Genomic DNA, 17,784 nt, shown 5'->3' with positions numbered 1-17,784 from the left:
TTGTCAAGTGTTTTCGACAAAAAAGTGGGTGATTTTTTAAATACAGGGTCTGAAAGCCTGATAAAATCAGGGCTGAAGATTCCGAGAAGTTATTAGAAAATAAAGGGAGTGTCAAGAGGATGAGTAAAAAAGTGGGAGGCGCAAACGTGAAACTTTATCATGGAAGTAATTTAGAAGTCTAAAATCCCCACATTCGTCCCAATCTTAGGGCACTTGATTTTGTTGTAGATAACCGTAAGGAAATGATTATAGATATATGCTATGATTTAGTAATAGGACCAGTTGCAAATGATTCAACTTTACCTGTGATAAACGATTATATAGATGGTATATATACAAAAGAAGAGGCGGTAAAAAGATTATTGCCACAAAATTTAACAGATCAATACGCCTTTTTAACAGAACAAGCATTGAAGTATCTAAAGTTTGAAGGGGGGCAGGTAATATAAAAAGCATTGATGCAAGAACTATGGATTTTTTTGATCGTAATGTTGTAGGCATGATTATAGAAAAATATGGGTTCGATGAAATGAAGGCTATACATTATGCAGAAAAGAAGAACACGACAGCAGATAAGGTTTTAAATCAATGGGATTCGTTTGGGCTAACTGATTTTATTTACGAGATGTATGAGCTCTATCATGTTGAGCGATTGGAGAATGCATTTGATGATATTGATATGTTGATTTTAGAAAAGCAGACTCAAAAAGTTTAAAGCTGTCAGGTTATGAGGAAACAGTGCAGTAATGGATAATAGCCGCCTGAAAAATTTCAATAGATAGACAAAGTGTACGAATATAAATCCTGAAAAGCATAAAATTATCGTTTGGTTTTGTGAAAAGTCAATAAACAAAAGCGCATTTTTACGAAAAATATTGACAAACAAAAACAAACAAACTATAATATGAAAATATCAAGCGTATTACTATTAAATTAGGTACAACCTTGCACTATGGTGTAATGTTGTGCCTATTTTTGTATTCAGATATTGGGAGGATATTCTATTGAAGATCAAAAAGCCGTTAGGTAATAATGCAATATTAATTGAAGATGAAAATGGCATTGAACAGGTTGCCATAGGAAATGGGATTGGATTCAGGAAGCGTGAGGGTGATGAGGCAGACCAAAGTAAGATCCAGAATATTTATGTAGTCAAGGATAAAGACACAAAGCACAAGGATCTGGAAAAGGTACTTCAGAATATCCAGCCCGATAATATTGTACTGGCCAGCAGGATTATCGAGGCAGGAGAAAAGGAGCTGGGTTACAAATGCAATGATTCTATGCTGCTTTCACTGGCGGATCATCTGGATTTTGCAATTACGCGTGCGAAAAATAATACATTTTTCAGTACACCGTTGGAATGGGATATCCGGGTGATCTATCCGAAAGAATATGAATTTTCATTAAAGGCAGTGAAATACATAGCTGATTACTGCAAAACATCCATTCCTGAGGAGGAAGCACCTTTTATTGCTCTGCATTTTATTAATTCTCAGGCAAATGAATACAATAGCTTGAATGATATGACAGAAACAATTTTGTGTACAGGGATCATCCAGAACATTTTAGATATTACGAAATATCATTATGGGTTTAAGATAGACCAGAATTCGTTTGAATTTTCCAGATTTGTGATACATGTAAGATATTTTGTAAGAAGACAATTAAAAGGGATTGATATAAACACGAATTCTGAGTTGTTGCAAATTATTTCAGAAAAATGTCCGTTTGATTATGCCTGTGCAAAAAAGATTGAGAAATTTCTGATCAATGCCTACAAATGGGAAATTGACCCAGGAGAACTTCTGTATTTAACACTACATCTTAACCGAGTCTCTGCCTTTTCAAGAGGCGGGAAGGTGGAAGATGACGGACCGTAAAAGGAGAGGGAAACAATATGAGTATTATTGAGGAAAGCAAAGAATTGATTAAGCTGCTCGGCGGCGAAAAGAATATAAGTTCTCTGGTACATTGTGTTACCAGATTACGTTTTCAGTTAGTTGATGAGGGGAAAGCAGACACGGAGGCTATCGAGCGTTTAAGCTTTGTGTTGTCTGTAGTAAATAAGGGAGGGCAGTATCAGGTTGTGATCGGTCCGCTGGTTACAAAATATTTTGAGGCGGTGAATGACCAGATCGATATTAAGAAAACAAAAGAGGCGAAGAAGAAAATAAAAAAAGGCGGGATGGCAGATTTTGTGATCAGTTGTATTTCAGGTGCTATCACTCCGCTGCTGCCGGTTATTTGCGGCAGTGCGCTGATCAGGGCTATTCTGTCTGCACTGGTGAATTTTGGTATACTTCCTGAGACGGCATCGACATGTTTGGTCCTGACTGCAGCCGCAAACGCTGTTTTCTATTTTCTGCCGATTCTGATTGGGTTTACACTGTCTCAGCAATTGCATGTAAATCCGTATGTAGGCGCCGTCTTAGGAGCTGCACTGCTGGATCCGAACTTCCAGGGATTGATTGGTGTCCCGGATTCTACTTTTTTGGGAATTCCGTTAAAAGCTGTTGATTATGGTACATCGATCCTTCCGATTTTTATGATCATTTTAGTTTATTCTTATTTTGATAAGTTTTTAAGAAGACATATACCGGAAGGGATTGCCATGTTCATGGCACCTTTTCTGGAACTGAGTATTCTGGTGCCAATGGGAACAATTGTATTCGGACCTTTTGGGACTATTGTTTCAGACGGGATTGCCGGAGTCGTATCCTACTTATTTAATCTAAACACAGCGATAGCAGGGGCGGCATTAGGTATGTTTTATCAGATCCTCGTTATCTTCGGCGTTCACTGGGGGCTTGCACCGATCTGCTTCGATGCTTTGTCCAGGACCGGGTTAGATCCCTATGAAGGAACCGGAGGTGTGGCTTCTAACTACGGGTGTGCAGGAATTGCATTTGGTGCATACCTAAAGGCAGAAAAGCATTCAAAAATGAAGGCTGTTGCGGCATCTTGTTTATCATCACAATTATTAGCCGGTGTCGGCGAGCCCACTTTGTACGGTATTGTATTGAAGCATAAGCGCCTCATTCCGACGATTATGATCGCGGGAGGTGTCGGTGGATTTATTGCGGGCTCCTTTGGAACTGCCGAAAAGGCGTACGTGCTGCATAATGTGTTTTCTCTGGGATTTATGTCATATACCCCGCTGCATGGCATTTTAATTGCTGTCATTGCAGCCTTTATAATCGGCACGCTGCTGACATATTTCTGGGCAATCCCGGAAAATGAAATGGCGGATTACAGAGCTCCCCGTCATGAGGCTTACACATTGGAATCAGGAGACAGCAGCACAGCAGGGAATACTGCTATCGTCTGCGAAGAATTAGATATCTGTGCTCCGATGGATGGAGAGAGCATCCCGCTTACTGCTGTCGACGATGAGGTATTTTCAAAAAACATCATCGGACAAGGCTGTGCGATCATCCCGAAGAATAATGTCGTATCTGCGCCGTGTGACGGAAAGGTGTCTGTACTGTGGCCGTCTAAACATGCCGTGGGCATAACTGCAAAAAATGGTTCAGAAATCCTGATACATATTGGATTAAATACGGTCATGAATGATGGAAATGGATTTACGGAGTTTGTAAAAGTCGGTGATTCGGTTTCTGTCGGTGATAAGCTGATTGAATTTGATAAAGAGGAACTGGAAAGCAAGGGATACAATCTTGTGACGCCCGTCATAATCACGAATGAGGATTCCTACAATTGTGTCAATATGATTGCAGATGGCAGTGTCACAAGCGGAGACATTATTTTTAGTGTAAATTAAAGGAGTGAAGTATGATGAAAAAATTTCCGGATCATTTTTTGTGGGGTGGGGCAGTATCGGCAAATCAGTGCGAGGGGGCCTTTGAGGAGGATGGAAAAGGCTTAAGCACAGCGGATCTGTTATGCAGGGAAACATATGGGAAGGATGAAATGGAGCTGGAATTAAACCCGGATTATTATTATCCCTGCCATACGGGGATTGACTTTTACCATACTTATGAAAGTGATATCAGGCTGTTTGCAGAAATGGGATTTAAATGCTTTCGTATGTCGATTCCCTGGAGCAGAATCTTCCCGAACGGCGATGATGAACAGCCAAACGAAGCGGCACTTCTGCATTATGACCATGTATTCGAAGTATGCCACAGGTACGGGATAGAGCCGTTAGTCACGCTGTCACATTGTGAAATGCCGGCTGCCCTGTTGAAAAAATACGGGGGATGGAAAAACAGAGAGCTGATTGATATTTTTGTCAGATATGCGAAGACGATGTTTTTAAGATATCAGAAGCAGGTAAAATATTGGATCACATTTAATGAAATCAACTTTATTTTCATGAAAGGTTTCTTATATCAGAATGGCGGAGTGGTCTTACATGAGGGGGACAATATCAGGCAATTACAGTATCAGGTGGCACATAATCAGTTTGTGGCAAATGCAAAATGCGTAAAGCTGTGCCATGAAATCATCCCGGGATCTTATATCAGTGCGATGATGGAGGCTGCGATCGCATATCAGCCTTCCTGTAATCCAGAGGATGTGCTGCATACTTTTTGTTCTAATCAGGAGTATACATATGATTATTTAGATGTGCTGTTAAAAGGCAGCTATTCCTATTCCTGGCTGAGAAGGATCGAAAAAGAAGATCTGGAAGTGGATATGAGGCCGGAAGACTTTCAGATCCTAAAAGAAGGGACCGGGGATTATATTCCTTTCAGTTACTATATGAGCAGGATGCCTGTGGAACTGGATAAGGTGGATCTTTCGGATAACAGTGGTTCCGCGATTTTTAAAAATCCATATCTTAAGACGAGTGAGTGGGGCTGGTCGATTGACCCGGCAGGGCTGCGTATTGTATTGAATGAGTTTTATGCAAGATATGGGAAACCGTTATTTGTTGTAGAGAACGGCCTGGGGGCAAGAGATGTGTTGACGAAAGATGGCCGGGTGCATGATGACTATCGGATCAGCTATTTAAGAGAACATATCAGACAGCTCCATCTTGCAATTGACGATGGTGTAGAAGTGCTGGGATATACAACATGGGGATGTATCGATCTGGTCTCTCAGTCCACCGGGGAGATGAGCAAACGCTATGGCTTTATATATGTAGATTTAAACGATGACGGGACAGGAAGCGGGAAGCGATACCGGAAAGACAGCTTTTACTGGTACAAAAAAGTTATAGAGTCAAATGGCGGAGATTACAGTATATAACGCCGAATGAAAAAAGGAACAGAGGCCGCTCTGCCATGCAGAACCCCTCTGTTCCTTTTTTACCCTGCCTGTACCCCGGTAACATAATAGATCACTCCGAGTATCTCAGCCCTTAATTTTTCTGTATCAAGTTCAGGATGCTGGCACTTCTTAAGCATCTTATATTCGCAGTAGGTCACGGTGATCTCGTTAATCATCACAAGATTTTCTTCTGTGACTTTGTTTTCCTCACCCACAATGGTCTTGAGCAGATTTAAGCTTCTTTCAAAAAGATCTTTTCCGAAATACATCTTTTCGATCTCATCAGAAAACTGATCCCGCTCTTCCGGGAAGATATTGTAATACATGGTCATGATGTCATGCAGATTGTCACTGTGTCTGCCAAAGAAAAAGTTATAGAAGATACAGGGCTGTTTCAGGATGGCATCGATAAAAAGCTCCCAGATGTCAATAAAATTTTCAGTAGGGGGCAGATTTTTCTGACTCTGCAGCTCCAGGGCATGGCTGTATTCCTGAAAATACTTCATGGACGCAAGCATGATCAGCTGGTCCAGGTCCTCGAAGTACAGATAAATGGTCGAGTTATGGAATCCCGCCCTCTGTGCGATCTTTCGGATGGAGACCTTGGAAAGGCCGCCCTCCTCCAGGATCTCTAAGGTGGCATTTACAAAGTTTCGGTAATTGTTCAGCTTTTGTTGTTCTTTATCTTGAATGTCTGTCTGTTGTTCCACGTTTCAAATCTCCTTATTGTAAAAAATCGATCATTACTAAGTTTTAAATAGAAAATATCCATTACAATTACAAAAATATTTCACAAGACTCTTTTTAGGATCAAACGTCAGGATCAAGCTAAAAAGTCCTAACTATTAATGTAACACATTCTGTATTTTTATGAAAGTATAAAGTTACGGTTTATTGGTACGTTTTATTGGAATGCACGGTCTGTCCGCTTATCGGCATGCATATGAATGGCAGCGGGATAAATACAGGGCAGAGAGTCACAACGATGTTTCTTTCAAAATTGTACAGTTCACAAAAAACTGTACAAGGTTATTTTCAGGTTCAGTGATATACTTGCGTCAGTAGAAAAATGATAGGAAAGGAACAAAAAGTATGAGTATTTTAGATCAGATCTATGAAAAAGCGAAATTAAATCCTCAGCGAGTAGCGTTCCCGGAAGCAGAAAACGAAAAGATGATGCAGGCTGCATTTGAAACCGGAAAGGATGGGTATATTATTCCGATCCTTGTGGGCAATGTTACTGTGATCAAGAGTCTGATCGCAGAGCGCGGGCTTGATGAGAGTGTGTTTAGGTTCGTTGATATCGGGGACGAGACATACAGAGATGAAGTCATCGCAAAGTATGTGAAACTTCCGGGCGCACTGTTAAAAGAAAAAGCATTGGCGCGCAGAATGCAGGACCCTTTGTACTTTGCAATGGTAATGGAAGCAGTTGGTGATGCGGAGGTAACATTTGCAGGAATAGACAACACCACGGGTGACGTACTTCTTGCCGGACAGATGATCATCGGATTGAAACCAGGGATCAGCACAATTTCAAGTATCGGACTTTGTGATATTCCGGGCTTTGAGGGCAGCGAAGGCAGCCTTCTTGCGGTTGGGGACAGTGCAGTATGTACGAATCCGACCTCAGAACAGCTGGCAAGCATTGCGATTTCCGCCTGTGATACAGTAAGCTCACTGCTTGACTGGGAACCAAGATGCGCGATGGTAAGCTACTCCACACTTGGCAGCGGTCAGGGAGAATTGATCGACAAGGTAGTGGAGGGCGTTAAGATCGCAAACCAGCTTCGCCCGGACCTTGCGATCGACGGTGAGTTCCAGTTTGATTCCGCGATCTCTCCGGCAGTTGCAGCCAAAAAGGTAAACCGGGAGAGCAAGGTGGCAGGAAAAGCCAATGTGATCATCTGGCCGGATCTCAATGTGGGCAATGTGGCTGTAAAACTGATCCAGCAGTTTGGAAAAGCGGATGCCTATGGACCGATGCTTCAGGGCTTCAACAAAGTCGTTTGTGACTGCTCCAGAGGGGACCCGGTGTCTGAGATCAAAGGAAATATTGTGATCAGTGCGGTAAGAGCCGCAGGAAGTACGGGACGCTAATTGTTTTAAAGGAGAAGCTTCATGAAAACATATAAAGTATTAACCATCAATCCAGGTTCTACCTCAACCAAAATAGCATTATTTGAAGGAGAGAAGTGTCTGTATTCACAGAATGTCTCCCATGATGCGAAGGAGCTGGAGAAATATAAGACAATGCCGGAGCAGCTTCCCTACCGCCGTGACACGATCATGAACCTGTTGAAGGAAGCAGGCATCACATTAGAGGACGTGGATGTTTTTGTAGGCCGGGGAGGAGGACTTCTCGCAATGGAGGGCGGTACATACGAGGTGACCGGGCTGATGCTTGAGCATGCGAGAACCTGTGCAAATGGCGTGATCCATCCGGCAGCATTAGGCTCACAGCTTGCGAATGAATTTGCGGAGCAGTACGGTGCAAAGGCAATGGTGGTCAATCCGCCGGATGTGGATGAACTGCAGGATCTTGCACGTATGACAGGAATCAAGGGGGTAAACAGGATCATTCATCTCCATGCACTGAATTTAAAAGAAACTGCAATCCGCCACAGCAAAAATGTGATGAATAAAAGATATGAAGAATGTAACTATATCGTATGCCATATCGGCGGGGGAATCTCTGTGTCTGCACACCTGAAAGGCAAAATGGTTGACGGATACGATATTGTTGGCGGGGAAGGACCCATGGCTCCGACAAGATCGGGAAGTATTTCCGTGGCTGATCTGCTCGCTTATATGGAAGAAAATAATCTGGGGATCGCAGATGTGAAAAAGCTTTGTACCAGAACAGGCGGATTTGTCAGTCATGTCGGGATCTCGGATGCCTTAGAGCTTACAAACCGGGCAAAAAATGGGGATAAGTACGCAGAAATGCTTTGGAATACTATGATCTACCAGATCGAAAAATGTATTGGCTCTATGGCTTCTGTCCTTCATGGAAACGTGGATGGGATCCTGCTTAGCGGAGGTATGGTCTATAACGAAGATCTTGTAAAACAGATCACAGATACCTGCTCTTTTATCGCACCGGTCACAGCATATCCGGGTGAATTTGAGATGGAGGCCATGGCAGCAGGTGCGATCCGTGTATTAGAGGGAGAAGAAACAGCAAAGACATACACCGGGAAACGGATCTGGGATGGATTTGAATGGGATTAAAAAAGACAGACAGGTCTTAAGCCGCACGAAAGTGCGGCTTTGCTTTGGTTAAAAAGAGCCGGGTCGGTAAAGACCTGGCTCTTTTCGAAAGAGAGAGTTTTCTTTTTCCTATTAGAAGAGGCAAAAGCTTTTTTGTGGAGAGAAAAGACATTTGATATCCTTGATGTAAATAGGAGAGGCATAGACAACACATGGAGGAAATGAAATGAATATTGTGGATAATTATCTTTTAGGAATGGATTGCGGCACTACGAATATAAAAGCGATCATCATAGGGGATGACGGCATCGTAGCCGCATCAGAAAGTAAACCAAGTGAATTTGTGATATCCGGTCCCAATATGCAGGAACAGGATGCCAATGTCTGGTGGAAAAACGCAAAAGAGATCCTGCAGTCGCTCACCAGCCAGGTAGATGAGAAGATCGTAAAGCGCATCAGGGGAATATCCATCAGTTCTCATACGGTCAGCATGCTGCCCGTGGATGAAAATGGGTGTCCGGTCAGAAACGCCCTGACATGCCAGGATGGACGTTCGGTAGAGGAGATGCATGAGATTGTCAATACCATGGGATTGGACAAATTTGTCCATATTGTGGGCGGGCAGCCGGCGGTTGGTTTTCTGCCCAATAAAATCCTGTGGTTTAAGAAAAATGAGCCGGAATTATTTGCCCGGACAAAATACTTCTTACAGGCCAGTTCCTACATCAATTATAAACTGACCGGAAAAATGACATCCGATATTGATCAGGCGACAAGGACACAGTGCTTAGATATTAAGACGATGGACTGGTCTGATGAGATCGGGGATATCATTGGTGTCAATTTAAAAGAAATGCTTCCGGAACTGAAACTGGTCGATGAGATCATCGGATTTGTAACAGAAGAAGCAGCCATGGAGACCGGGCTTCGGGAAGGGACTCCTGTGATCGCGGGCTGCAGTGATGCGATGGCATCTATGTATGCACTGGGAATGAGCAAGATCGGAGATGCGGGGGAATCGTCAGGAACGACTTCACTTGTCTTTGCAGGAAGTGAGAAAAAGAGTGCACCGGATATTCCGGTCGTCACCAGGCCGTGTACGATCACCGGGATGCCGTGGATCTTTGACGCACCGCTCCAATCAACCGGTGCCGCGCTGAAATGGTATATCGAAACCTTTGCGGCAGAAGAACGTGAATACGCCAAGGCGAACGGAAAGAATATTTACACATACTTAAATGAGCTGGCACTGGAATCAAAGCCGGGGTCCAAAGGATTATTCTTCTTCCCGTATTTGTTAGGGGAGCGGGCGCCCCTGTGGAATGATTATGCCCGGGGAATGTTTATCGGCATGGGCATGGAAACTACCCGTTCAGATCTGATAAGAGCGGTATTTGAAGGTACCGCATTTGCCCTGCGCCATGTGATTGAGACCGTTAAGGAGTCAGGGGCAAAGATCGAATGTCTCCGTATCTGCGGCGGAGGGGCAAAAAGCAGAACATGGTGCCAGATCAAGGCATCCATGCTGCATATCCCGGTGTATATCCTGGATGAAAGTTCCGGTGATGTCCCGGTCGGAGATGCACTTCTGGTGGGACGCAAGGTGGGCGTCTTCCCGGATCTGACTAAGGCGGCAGAAAAGATCGTGAAGGTGAAGGAGATCATCGAACCAGTAAAAGAGTGGGAAGAGGCATACGATAAGCTCTATCCATACTATGTGGACATGTATCAGCATGTGGATCAGGATCTGAAAAGACTCAAAAAAACAGTAAGTGAACTATAAAAATAGAAATAGCAAAAAAGAAGGCCAATCGGTACAGTTAGGTTTCGACTGGCCTTCTTTTGGAACATGATCAAGGCTCCTCTTCTTCATCATTGATCGCCATGCGGATATCAAAGTCAGGGCTGACCATTCTCTGATAAGCTAAATAGTTGGCTCCGACACGCATGGTGTTCAGAAGGTTTAAGATCTCCTTGATCGATAAAAATTCCACATCCTCGGTGGTCAGCCAGGTAGAGGCCGCTAAAAAATGCAGTTCCAGGAAGACTTTTAAAAAATGTTCCCGCAGAGCATCATGAGGCATACCGTCCTGGTCCATCATATGGTTGATATATTCTGCTAAGATGACCTTCATTCTTTTTACAAAATAAGTATCGCCATTTTTCCGATCCAGCATCGCAGACATAGGTTTATGGTATTTTTTGCAGAAGAGGAACCATTGTTTCAAGGTTTCCGGCGGAGTATAATCAAATTTTTCGGGAAAAAGTTCAACCGGAAGAGGAGAGCGGGGCATCTGTTTAATTTTGTTAAAACGGCGGTTCAGGTCTTCAAACATCGGCGTTTCGATCTGCTCCATCAGGTCATAAATATCATTGAAATACTGATAAAATGTACCGCGGGTGATCTCAGCCTTTTCACACAGCTCCTTCACGGAGATTTTATCCCATTTTTTAATCGGGATCATATCTAAAAAGCAGTCAATGATCCGTTCCCTTGTCTTTTGGGATTTTGCACTTTTCTTGTTTTCATGTGCCGGTCCAGCCATCTCATACCTCCTCAGATTATAATATGTCTACGAAATTATATCACAAAAAACAAAGAAAATTCAAGGGAAGTTAGAGCTTCTGACAGTGGTAAAACCAGTATAAAAAGCTTGGGATTGTGCGAAATGACCAGAGCTGTTTTTGGTACAAAGTCTAAAAGTGAGAAAATATACAAAAATTTAAAAAGTGTTCTATTATTCTTGTGCATAATTTTATATGATGAATGCATCCGAAATATCCATGAGATTCGAAAGCGCGCAGAAAGAGGATATGGGAATTTTAATTTCACAAAGGAAAGGAAAAGTATAAAGATGGAAACAAAGACGAAAAAAGGATATGGTAAAGGCTGGCTGCTTATCTTATACGCTTTTTTGGGATATTTTACAGCAACGGCAGTAGGAAGTGCAATGAATGCTGCCTCTGGAATATTGGCTGATCTAAGGGGATGGAATGCAGCCGTACTCACAAGTTTGATCTCAGCAGGAAGTATTGCAAATATCGTAGCAGGATTCGTGCTCGGTAAACTATCAGCAAAATACTCCGCCAAGAAGTTAAGTATTATTTGTTTTGTGATCTATGTGGCTGTCATGTTAGGACTGGGAGCAACAGGAAACTTTATGATCTTTGCGGTATGTCTGATCCTTGCAAATGGGATTTCAAGTGGTATTGGATATCAGTTATCACCTGTACTGATCTCAAGATGGTTTCCGAAGAGAAAAGGAATCATCATGGGGATCGTAACCATGGGAATTCCTCTCTGCTCAGGCGTGGCAACCATGATCTATCAGGCAGGTTATGCAGCACTTGGTTCTGTTGGCGGATTCCTTCCATTTATCATCATTGCGGTGATTGCAGCAGTGATCCTGATCGTATTTCTTGCAGATAATCCTGCAGATAAGAACTTTACACCGGATAACGGACTGGACGTAAAAGATGCGAAGGAAGATGTGATCAATCACGACAGTATCTGGACCACATCTAAGCTGCTTCGTACTCCTCAGGTCTGGATCCATGGGGTTACCTTAGGCCTTCAGCTTTTGTTTGCGTCCGGCCTGATGGTCCAGCTTTTCCCGAGACTTCTTGAGATCGGATTCGACCCCAAAACTGCCGGAATGATGATGCTTGCATCAGGACTTCTTGCACTTCCGGGTTCCTATCTGTGCGGTGTGATCGATTCTAAGATCGGTGCCCGCAAGGCTGCTTATACATCCTATATCTTTGGAGTGATCGCAATGCTGACAAACCTGACAGGCACAACGGCTGGTGTGTGGATCTCACTTGTGTGCATCGGTATGGTGGTCGGCGGGGCGGCAAACTGGCCGGCATCACTTTGTATCGAAGAATTTGGAGACAGCTTTGCCAATGGATACGGTGTCATTCAGCCGATCATCCAGTTAGTGGGAGCCATCGGACCTGTATTTTTCGCAGCATTCTACGGGATCACAGGCAGCTATCGGATCCCTTACATATGCGGAGCCGTACTGATGGTGATCGGTCTGATCTGCTTTAAGTTATTGGCAAAACCAGGATTTGTAAAGGCAGAGGAAGAAAAATACCAGGCAGATAAATAAAGAAGAAACTTGTCACAACGGATCAAAGAATAAGATGGAGATTGAGATGGAAAAGTTAAATATTTTATTTGTAACAGGACTTTTGACAGCAGAGCATCAGGGCAGGGCTATCACACAGAGGCTTCGTGATCTGCTGGAAGCAACGGGAAGATTTGATGTTGTGGTCACAGAAGAGTTCCGCAATATCACACCGGCCTATCTGGAACCATATGATGCACTTTTCATTGATTATGACGGAAAGACATGGCCGACAGACCACGCAAGACGTTTTGGAGAGCAGACGGAGAGGGCAGTGTATGACTTTGTGGCGCAGGGAAAGGGGATCGTCTTCTATCATTCCTCTATCTGGGTGGATGCAGACTGGCCGGATGAGTGGAGAAAGCTTTTGGGCGGATATTGTGCCATGGATCAGGGATGCAGAAGGTGTCCAAAGGACGATCATATCATTGAGACGATGGATATGGATGATCCGATCACAAAGGGGATCGACAAGAAATGGATGAATGTGTTTGATGATCTTTTCACTGAGGTGATCATCCATCCGGAAGCGAAGATGCAGGTACTGGCAGCCATCTATGATGATGTCGAGTTCTACAGGATTCCCGGGTTCCCGCCGGCACATCATCCGGTCGAGATCCCGGACGGGAAACTGGAAAATATGCCGGGGGTCAATCAATATACTCCGGTCATCTGGAAGAACCAGTATGGCAGGGGCAGAGTGTTTGTGACCTCGATCGGACACTGGGAGGCCTTAGACCGCTTCAATTTCATTACGATGCTTGTGCGCGGCGTGGAATGGGCAGCCTCAGGTGAGGTTACATTGGAGAAGCCGGACCGTTCAGGGGATAACCGTCTCAAGCTCTTCCCTTATTATTAAAAAACCGGATGATTTCTTCCCTGGAATGCTCTCTGCTAAAAAAATCTGCATGATCGTGGTCAATGTAGATCTCATGGAGAAGCTTCAAAAGCAGAGTTTCTTCTCCGGGCGCAAAGCAGGCCATAAGGATCACTCGTATTTTATTGGAATTCCATAAAATCCGGTGCTTTAACGTGGCGACAGAAAGCCGTGTTTCCTTTGCCGGCGCGAGGGAATACAAAAAGAGGGCACCGGGCTGGAATCCGTAAGTATAGGTGGACTCCCTTCTTAATAAGTCTTCTAAATAATCGGAGGATACCAGCTGATCCCTGATAAAATCACGGGCCAGATATTCAATCATAGGAAACTGCCCGGTAACATGGAGGTCTTCGTGCCAATATGCATTCCTTAGCAGATCCGGCAGTGATTTGGTCTGATCCTTGAACAGAAATTTCAGGCAGGTATCCGACACGAACTGCTGCAGACTGCTGTAATCTGCCGGCGTCATATCCGGCGAGATATGCAGCACCTGGGTTTTCGGGCTGTCCGTGATCTTTTTCTTGACGGTGGTTAAGACCAGATCGGTGTTTTGAAAATCAAAAGCAGATCTGGCATTTACAGGAAGAAGGGCGGTGATATGGATGTAATTTCCAAAGGCGCCGAGTACCTTCCTCTTGATCGCCCAGATAGCGGTCAGGTTTAAATGGCAGCAGATCACGGTGCGGATCCGGTTTTTCGGATGATTTACCCAATATCCCTCTAAAGCGCCGGTAATACAGAGGGCTAAGTATAACAATTCTTTTTCGTTCAGATAGTAGCCGAGATATTGGATCGCGAGGGGCTGGATCAGATAAGCGATCTCTGATTCCACCAGAAGGTTACGCCGAAGCAGGCCTGCATTTCCCTGTGCATTTAAAATGTGTCCCGGTGTCTTGAGATAGCGCAGATACTGTATCAGTGTGATATAGAAGTCTTCGTCCCGGGAAAAATCAATATGGAAAGTATCCATGATCCTTTGCAGATAGCAGTCTGTCATTTGGATCAATTTTGGTTCAAAATACTGGCTGATGGTCTGAAAGTTCAGTTTACCTGCATCCAGCAGATGACAGTTGCACAGATGCAGGTAGATGCTCTCCTTTTCCTGAACCGGAAAGCTGCAGGAAAAGAGGCTCTCTATCTCACGAAAAATATCGGAACATAATTGATCTATTTTGGTGTCCGTATGGTCTTTGACCGGCGTTTCGGGAAGCACATGCCCGGAAAGCACGCGGTAATACATGATCGCCAGGGAAAGATTTAAGGTCACCAGATTCGAATCTTCAATCTGAAAATGATATTCAGCCAAAAGTTCAGCAGTGATCGTCATGATACGGTCCATCGTCTCTTTATCCAGAAAATGATAACTGTAATAGGCATTTCCGGCCGTGTTGTAATTCCAGTCCTGGTGGAATAGCTGATTCAATATGAAGCGCCGTTTGGCTTCGTCTTTTTCAAATTCCCAGGTCTCATCAACGTGATGTAACATAATATGCGGAGGGGCGAGGACGTAGAGTCTTTTCAGGGCTGCAATATCATTTTCAATGGTTGTCTTACTTACATACATCTCATCCTCTAAGTCATATTGATTCAGCGGAATGTCGGACAGGCAAAGCTGGAACGTCAGATATCGTATCCGGTCCTCCTTTGTTAACAGCAGATCGTCCGTCTGAAAGAGTTCCTGCATGGAATCCAGATCAGAATATTCTAAAAAATACCCCTTACTTTTCTCTGCGCAGATCTTTGCACCGCAGATGGAGAGTGATTGGTTGATTTCGACAATGTCACTTCGGATCGTACGTGGTGATACTCCTAATTGTTTGGCAAGCGCCTGTCCTGTAATATGGGTTGTCTGATTTTGGATCAGGTTTAAAATCTTTCTCTGTCTCAATGACAAGGTAACAAAATCCATAGAACTCTCTCCTTTATGGTGTTTCTTTAGAGTTATTCTATCAGAATCTATTTCCTCTTTAAAGAGGAAAAAGCAGATTTGAGACAGAATTAAAAAAACTGTACAATCGCAGTATAGAATAGAAAAAAGAGAAGGAGAACAAGAATGGCATTTGAATTTTTTGTAAAAAGTGATATTGTGTTCGGCCGTGATTCCATAAAGGAATTATCTAAAGTGATACAGGGATACCATGCTGAAAAAGTAATGTTAGTCTATGATGCAGGTGTGAAATCAGCCGGAATTGCGGATAAAGTTCTGGAAAGTCTTAAGGAAGCAGAAGTCGAGATCGTGATTTTCGACAAGGTGATCCCAAATCCTACCAATGAAGTGGTGGAAGAGGCTGCTAAGATCGCAAAGGAAAAGAAAGTAGACACCTTTGTGGCTGTTGGCGGCGGAAGCAGTATTGATCTTGCGAAAGCCATTGACGTGCTTATGACCAACCCAGGACCGATCGGACAGTACGGCGGGATCGGAATGGTAAAGAATGAGCTTCTGCCACTGATCGCGATCCCTACCACAGCAGGTACTTCAAGTGAAATTACGAATGTCAGTGCATTGATTGACACAGAGAAGGTGGTCAAGTATGTCGTGATCGATAATAAACTGGTACCATCCAAAGTGATCATTGACCCGGAATTTACAAAGACCATGCCTGCTTCTGTTACGGCGGCCACCGGGATGGATGCGATCACACATGCGGTTGAGAGCTACATCTCTAACATGGCTTCTCCATTGACAGAATACAATTCCATCCAGGGACTGAAGATCATTTATCACAATCTGCCCACAGCCGTAAAGGATGGAGCCAATATGGAGGCAAGAGAGCAGATGATGCTGGGATGCGTGATTACCGGATTTGGATTCTCCAATGCCAACCTGGGCCTGGTACATGGGATCGCCCACGCGCTGAGTGCTCATTTTCAGCTTGCACACGGGATGGCTAACGCGACTGTCCTGCCCTATGTGATGGCTTACAATGCAAAGAGCTGCCCGGAGAAAATGGTGGAGCTTGCAAAGGCAATTGACCTTCCTGTATCAGGAGATATGGACAAAGACATGTATCTCCTTTCCGAAGAGCTGTTAAAGCTGACAAAAGAGCTTGGGATCAAGACGTTGTCAGAGCAGGGGATCAGGGAGGAAGACTTTGACATGCTGGCAGAGGATATTCTTCACGAGCCGGTGCTGGGCTTCAATCCAAGAGAGAATGTTACAAAAGAAGATATCATTGAGATTTTGAAAAAGGCATATTAAGAGGCCTGTGAAAAGAAAATTTTGAATCTAAAGATCAATCATAGCGGAGGTAAGAAATGAAAAAGAAATTAGCTTTATGTACATCAATTCCTGAGAAACAGATGAAATTTATTGAGGAGCAGTGTGAGGTTACGATCTGCGGTGAGTTGAAACACGGAAAAGGAAATGTCACCGAGGACATGACAAGAGAAGAATGTATGGGGCATGAGATCGTAGTATTAGGCGATGAGTATGCAGGGGCTGAGACTATCAAAGCATGGGCTGAATCAGGAATGAAATTCATGGGAGTTGCAAAGGGAACACCTGCAACCGTTGATTATGATGCGATTCAGGCAGCAGGCCTTGAATTATCTTACACACCGGGAAGAAACCGGGTTGCAGTTGCTGAATTTAACATGGGGCTGATGATCGCAGCCGCAAGACATCTGACACTGAGCTGCACAGGTCTCTCGAAGGGAGAACACACAGGTCCTGCAAAGGAAAATATCTACGATGTGCCGGATGTGAAGAATGTAACCTTCGGGCCGTTGGATGAGAAGCATCCGTTTACCGATTACGGCATCGGATTTGAGTTATATGGAAAGAAGCTTGGAATTGCCGGATATGGTGCGATCGGACGTGAGGTTGCAGTAAGAGCGAAGGCATTCGGCATGGAAATCTTAGCTTATGACCCATATATGCCGGCAGAGAAGATCGAGGCAGACGGTGCAAAGGCTGTAGATCTGGACACCATGCTTACAGAGAGTGATATGGTCAGCGTTCATCTGCCTGTACTTCCGTCCACAAAAGCAATGGTAAACAAGGACTGGTTCTCCAGGATGAAACCAACCGCATATCTGATCAACACAGCAAGAGCAGCGGTGATCGACCAGAAGGATCTGATCGAAGCACTTCAGAATGGGGAGATCGGCGGAGCTGCCATCGATGTATACTGGGAAGAGCCGGTTCCGGCAAACCACCCATTGCTTTCCATGAGAAACGTTGTTTGTACGCCGCATATGGCAGGTCTGACAACAGATGTTGACAACTGGTCAGGAACCATGATGGGCGAGGAAGTTACGGCATACTTAAAGGGAGAACCAAGAAAATATATCTGGAAGGTTAGAAAATAGGGAGAACGA

At 44.1% G+C, this 17,784-nt stretch carries 15 protein-coding genes; 12 read left to right on the top strand and 3 right to left on the bottom strand.

Annotation, left to right across the window (positions count from 1 at the left end):
- Positions 1–191: 191 nt before the first annotated feature.
- The 5 genes from AC4OGX_RS18775 to AC4OGX_RS18755 all read left to right on the top strand — a co-directional run bounded on the left by AC4OGX_RS18775 (position 192) and on the right by AC4OGX_RS18755 (position 5,220).
- Positions 192–449 (top strand): DUF3990 domain-containing protein, encoded by a 258-nt coding sequence (locus tag AC4OGX_RS18775; protein WP_493332242.1) that lies wholly within the window; start codon positions 192–194, stop codon positions 447–449.
- A 20-nt stretch (positions 450–469) separates the two neighbouring features.
- Positions 470–715 (top strand): DUF3791 domain-containing protein, encoded by a 246-nt coding sequence (locus AC4OGX_RS18770; protein WP_493332239.1) that lies wholly within the window; start codon positions 470–472, stop codon positions 713–715.
- 289 nt (positions 716–1,004) lie between these two features.
- The gene (locus AC4OGX_RS18765; protein WP_493332238.1) at positions 1,005–1,883 is read left to right on the top strand and encodes a PRD domain-containing protein; all 879 of its coding nucleotides are present in this window, start codon (positions 1,005–1,007) and stop codon (positions 1,881–1,883) included.
- A gap of 17 nt (positions 1,884–1,900) precedes the next feature.
- A complete protein-coding gene (locus tag AC4OGX_RS18760; protein WP_493332236.1) occupies positions 1,901–3,784 on the top strand; it encodes a glucose PTS transporter subunit IIA in 1,884 nt (627 codons plus the stop codon).
- A 14-nt stretch (positions 3,785–3,798) separates the two neighbouring features.
- Entirely contained in the window at positions 3,799–5,220 is a 1,422-nt protein-coding gene (locus AC4OGX_RS18755; protein ID WP_493332240.1) for a glycoside hydrolase family 1 protein, read from the top strand.
- A gap of 59 nt (positions 5,221–5,279) precedes the next feature.
- Here the strand turns inward: AC4OGX_RS18755 and AC4OGX_RS18750 are convergent, their stop codons facing one another.
- Entirely contained in the window at positions 5,280–5,951 is a 672-nt protein-coding gene (locus tag AC4OGX_RS18750; protein WP_493332235.1) for a TetR/AcrR family transcriptional regulator, read from the bottom strand.
- A 382-nt stretch (positions 5,952–6,333) separates the two neighbouring features.
- Between AC4OGX_RS18750 and AC4OGX_RS18745 the strand changes: the two genes are divergently transcribed.
- From AC4OGX_RS18745 to AC4OGX_RS18735, 3 genes are all read left to right on the top strand, one after another.
- A complete protein-coding gene (locus tag AC4OGX_RS18745) occupies positions 6,334–7,341 on the top strand; it encodes a phosphate acyltransferase (RefSeq protein WP_493332233.1) in 1,008 nt (335 codons plus the stop codon).
- Between the two features lie 21 nt (positions 7,342–7,362).
- Positions 7,363–8,475, top strand: a complete 1,113-nt coding sequence (buk, locus tag AC4OGX_RS18740) for a butyrate kinase (protein WP_493332232.1) — start codon at positions 7,363–7,365, stop codon at positions 8,473–8,475.
- 205 nt (positions 8,476–8,680) lie between these two features.
- A complete protein-coding gene (locus AC4OGX_RS18735) occupies positions 8,681–10,237 on the top strand; it encodes a xylulokinase (RefSeq protein WP_493332231.1) in 1,557 nt (518 codons plus the stop codon).
- Between the two features lie 70 nt (positions 10,238–10,307).
- Here the strand turns inward: AC4OGX_RS18735 and AC4OGX_RS18730 are convergent, their stop codons facing one another.
- Positions 10,308–11,000: a TetR/AcrR family transcriptional regulator gene (locus AC4OGX_RS18730; RefSeq protein ID WP_493332229.1), complete on the bottom strand. Its 693-nt coding sequence runs from the start codon at positions 10,998–11,000 to the stop codon at positions 10,308–10,310.
- A 309-nt stretch (positions 11,001–11,309) separates the two neighbouring features.
- On the opposite strand from AC4OGX_RS18730, the gene AC4OGX_RS18725 reads away from it, so the two are divergent.
- Together AC4OGX_RS18725 and AC4OGX_RS18720 are read left to right on the top strand one after the other, a co-directional pair.
- Positions 11,310–12,569, top strand: a complete 1,260-nt coding sequence (locus AC4OGX_RS18725) for an MFS transporter (protein WP_493332228.1) — start codon at positions 11,310–11,312, stop codon at positions 12,567–12,569.
- A 46-nt stretch (positions 12,570–12,615) separates the two neighbouring features.
- On the top strand, positions 12,616–13,446 hold the full coding sequence (locus tag AC4OGX_RS18720) for a ThuA domain-containing protein (protein ID WP_493332226.1): 831 nt from the start codon (positions 12,616–12,618) through the stop codon (positions 13,444–13,446).
- Here AC4OGX_RS18720 and AC4OGX_RS18715 read toward each other — a convergent pair.
- Positions 13,424–15,373 (bottom strand): BglG family transcription antiterminator, encoded by a 1,950-nt coding sequence (locus tag AC4OGX_RS18715; protein WP_493332225.1) that lies wholly within the window; start codon positions 15,371–15,373, stop codon positions 13,424–13,426. The genes AC4OGX_RS18720 and AC4OGX_RS18715 overlap by 23 nt on opposite strands.
- A 144-nt stretch (positions 15,374–15,517) precedes the next feature.
- Here AC4OGX_RS18715 and AC4OGX_RS18710 point away from each other — a divergent pair, with 144 nt between their 5' ends.
- Positions 15,518–16,663, top strand: a complete 1,146-nt coding sequence (locus AC4OGX_RS18710) for an iron-containing alcohol dehydrogenase family protein (protein WP_493332224.1) — start codon at positions 15,518–15,520, stop codon at positions 16,661–16,663.
- 56 nt (positions 16,664–16,719) lie between these two features.
- Positions 16,720–17,775 carry an NAD(P)-dependent oxidoreductase gene (locus tag AC4OGX_RS18705; RefSeq protein WP_493332223.1) on the top strand — a complete coding sequence of 352 codons (1,056 nt, stop codon included), beginning with the start codon at positions 16,720–16,722 and terminating at the stop codon, positions 17,773–17,775.
- The last annotated feature ends 9 nt before the right edge of the window (positions 17,776–17,784 follow it).

Source organism: Faecalicatena sp. (assembly GCF_058819085.1).
The sequence above is the reverse complement of the archived record's forward strand: the minus strand, read 5'-3'. Positions and strand labels throughout refer to the sequence as shown.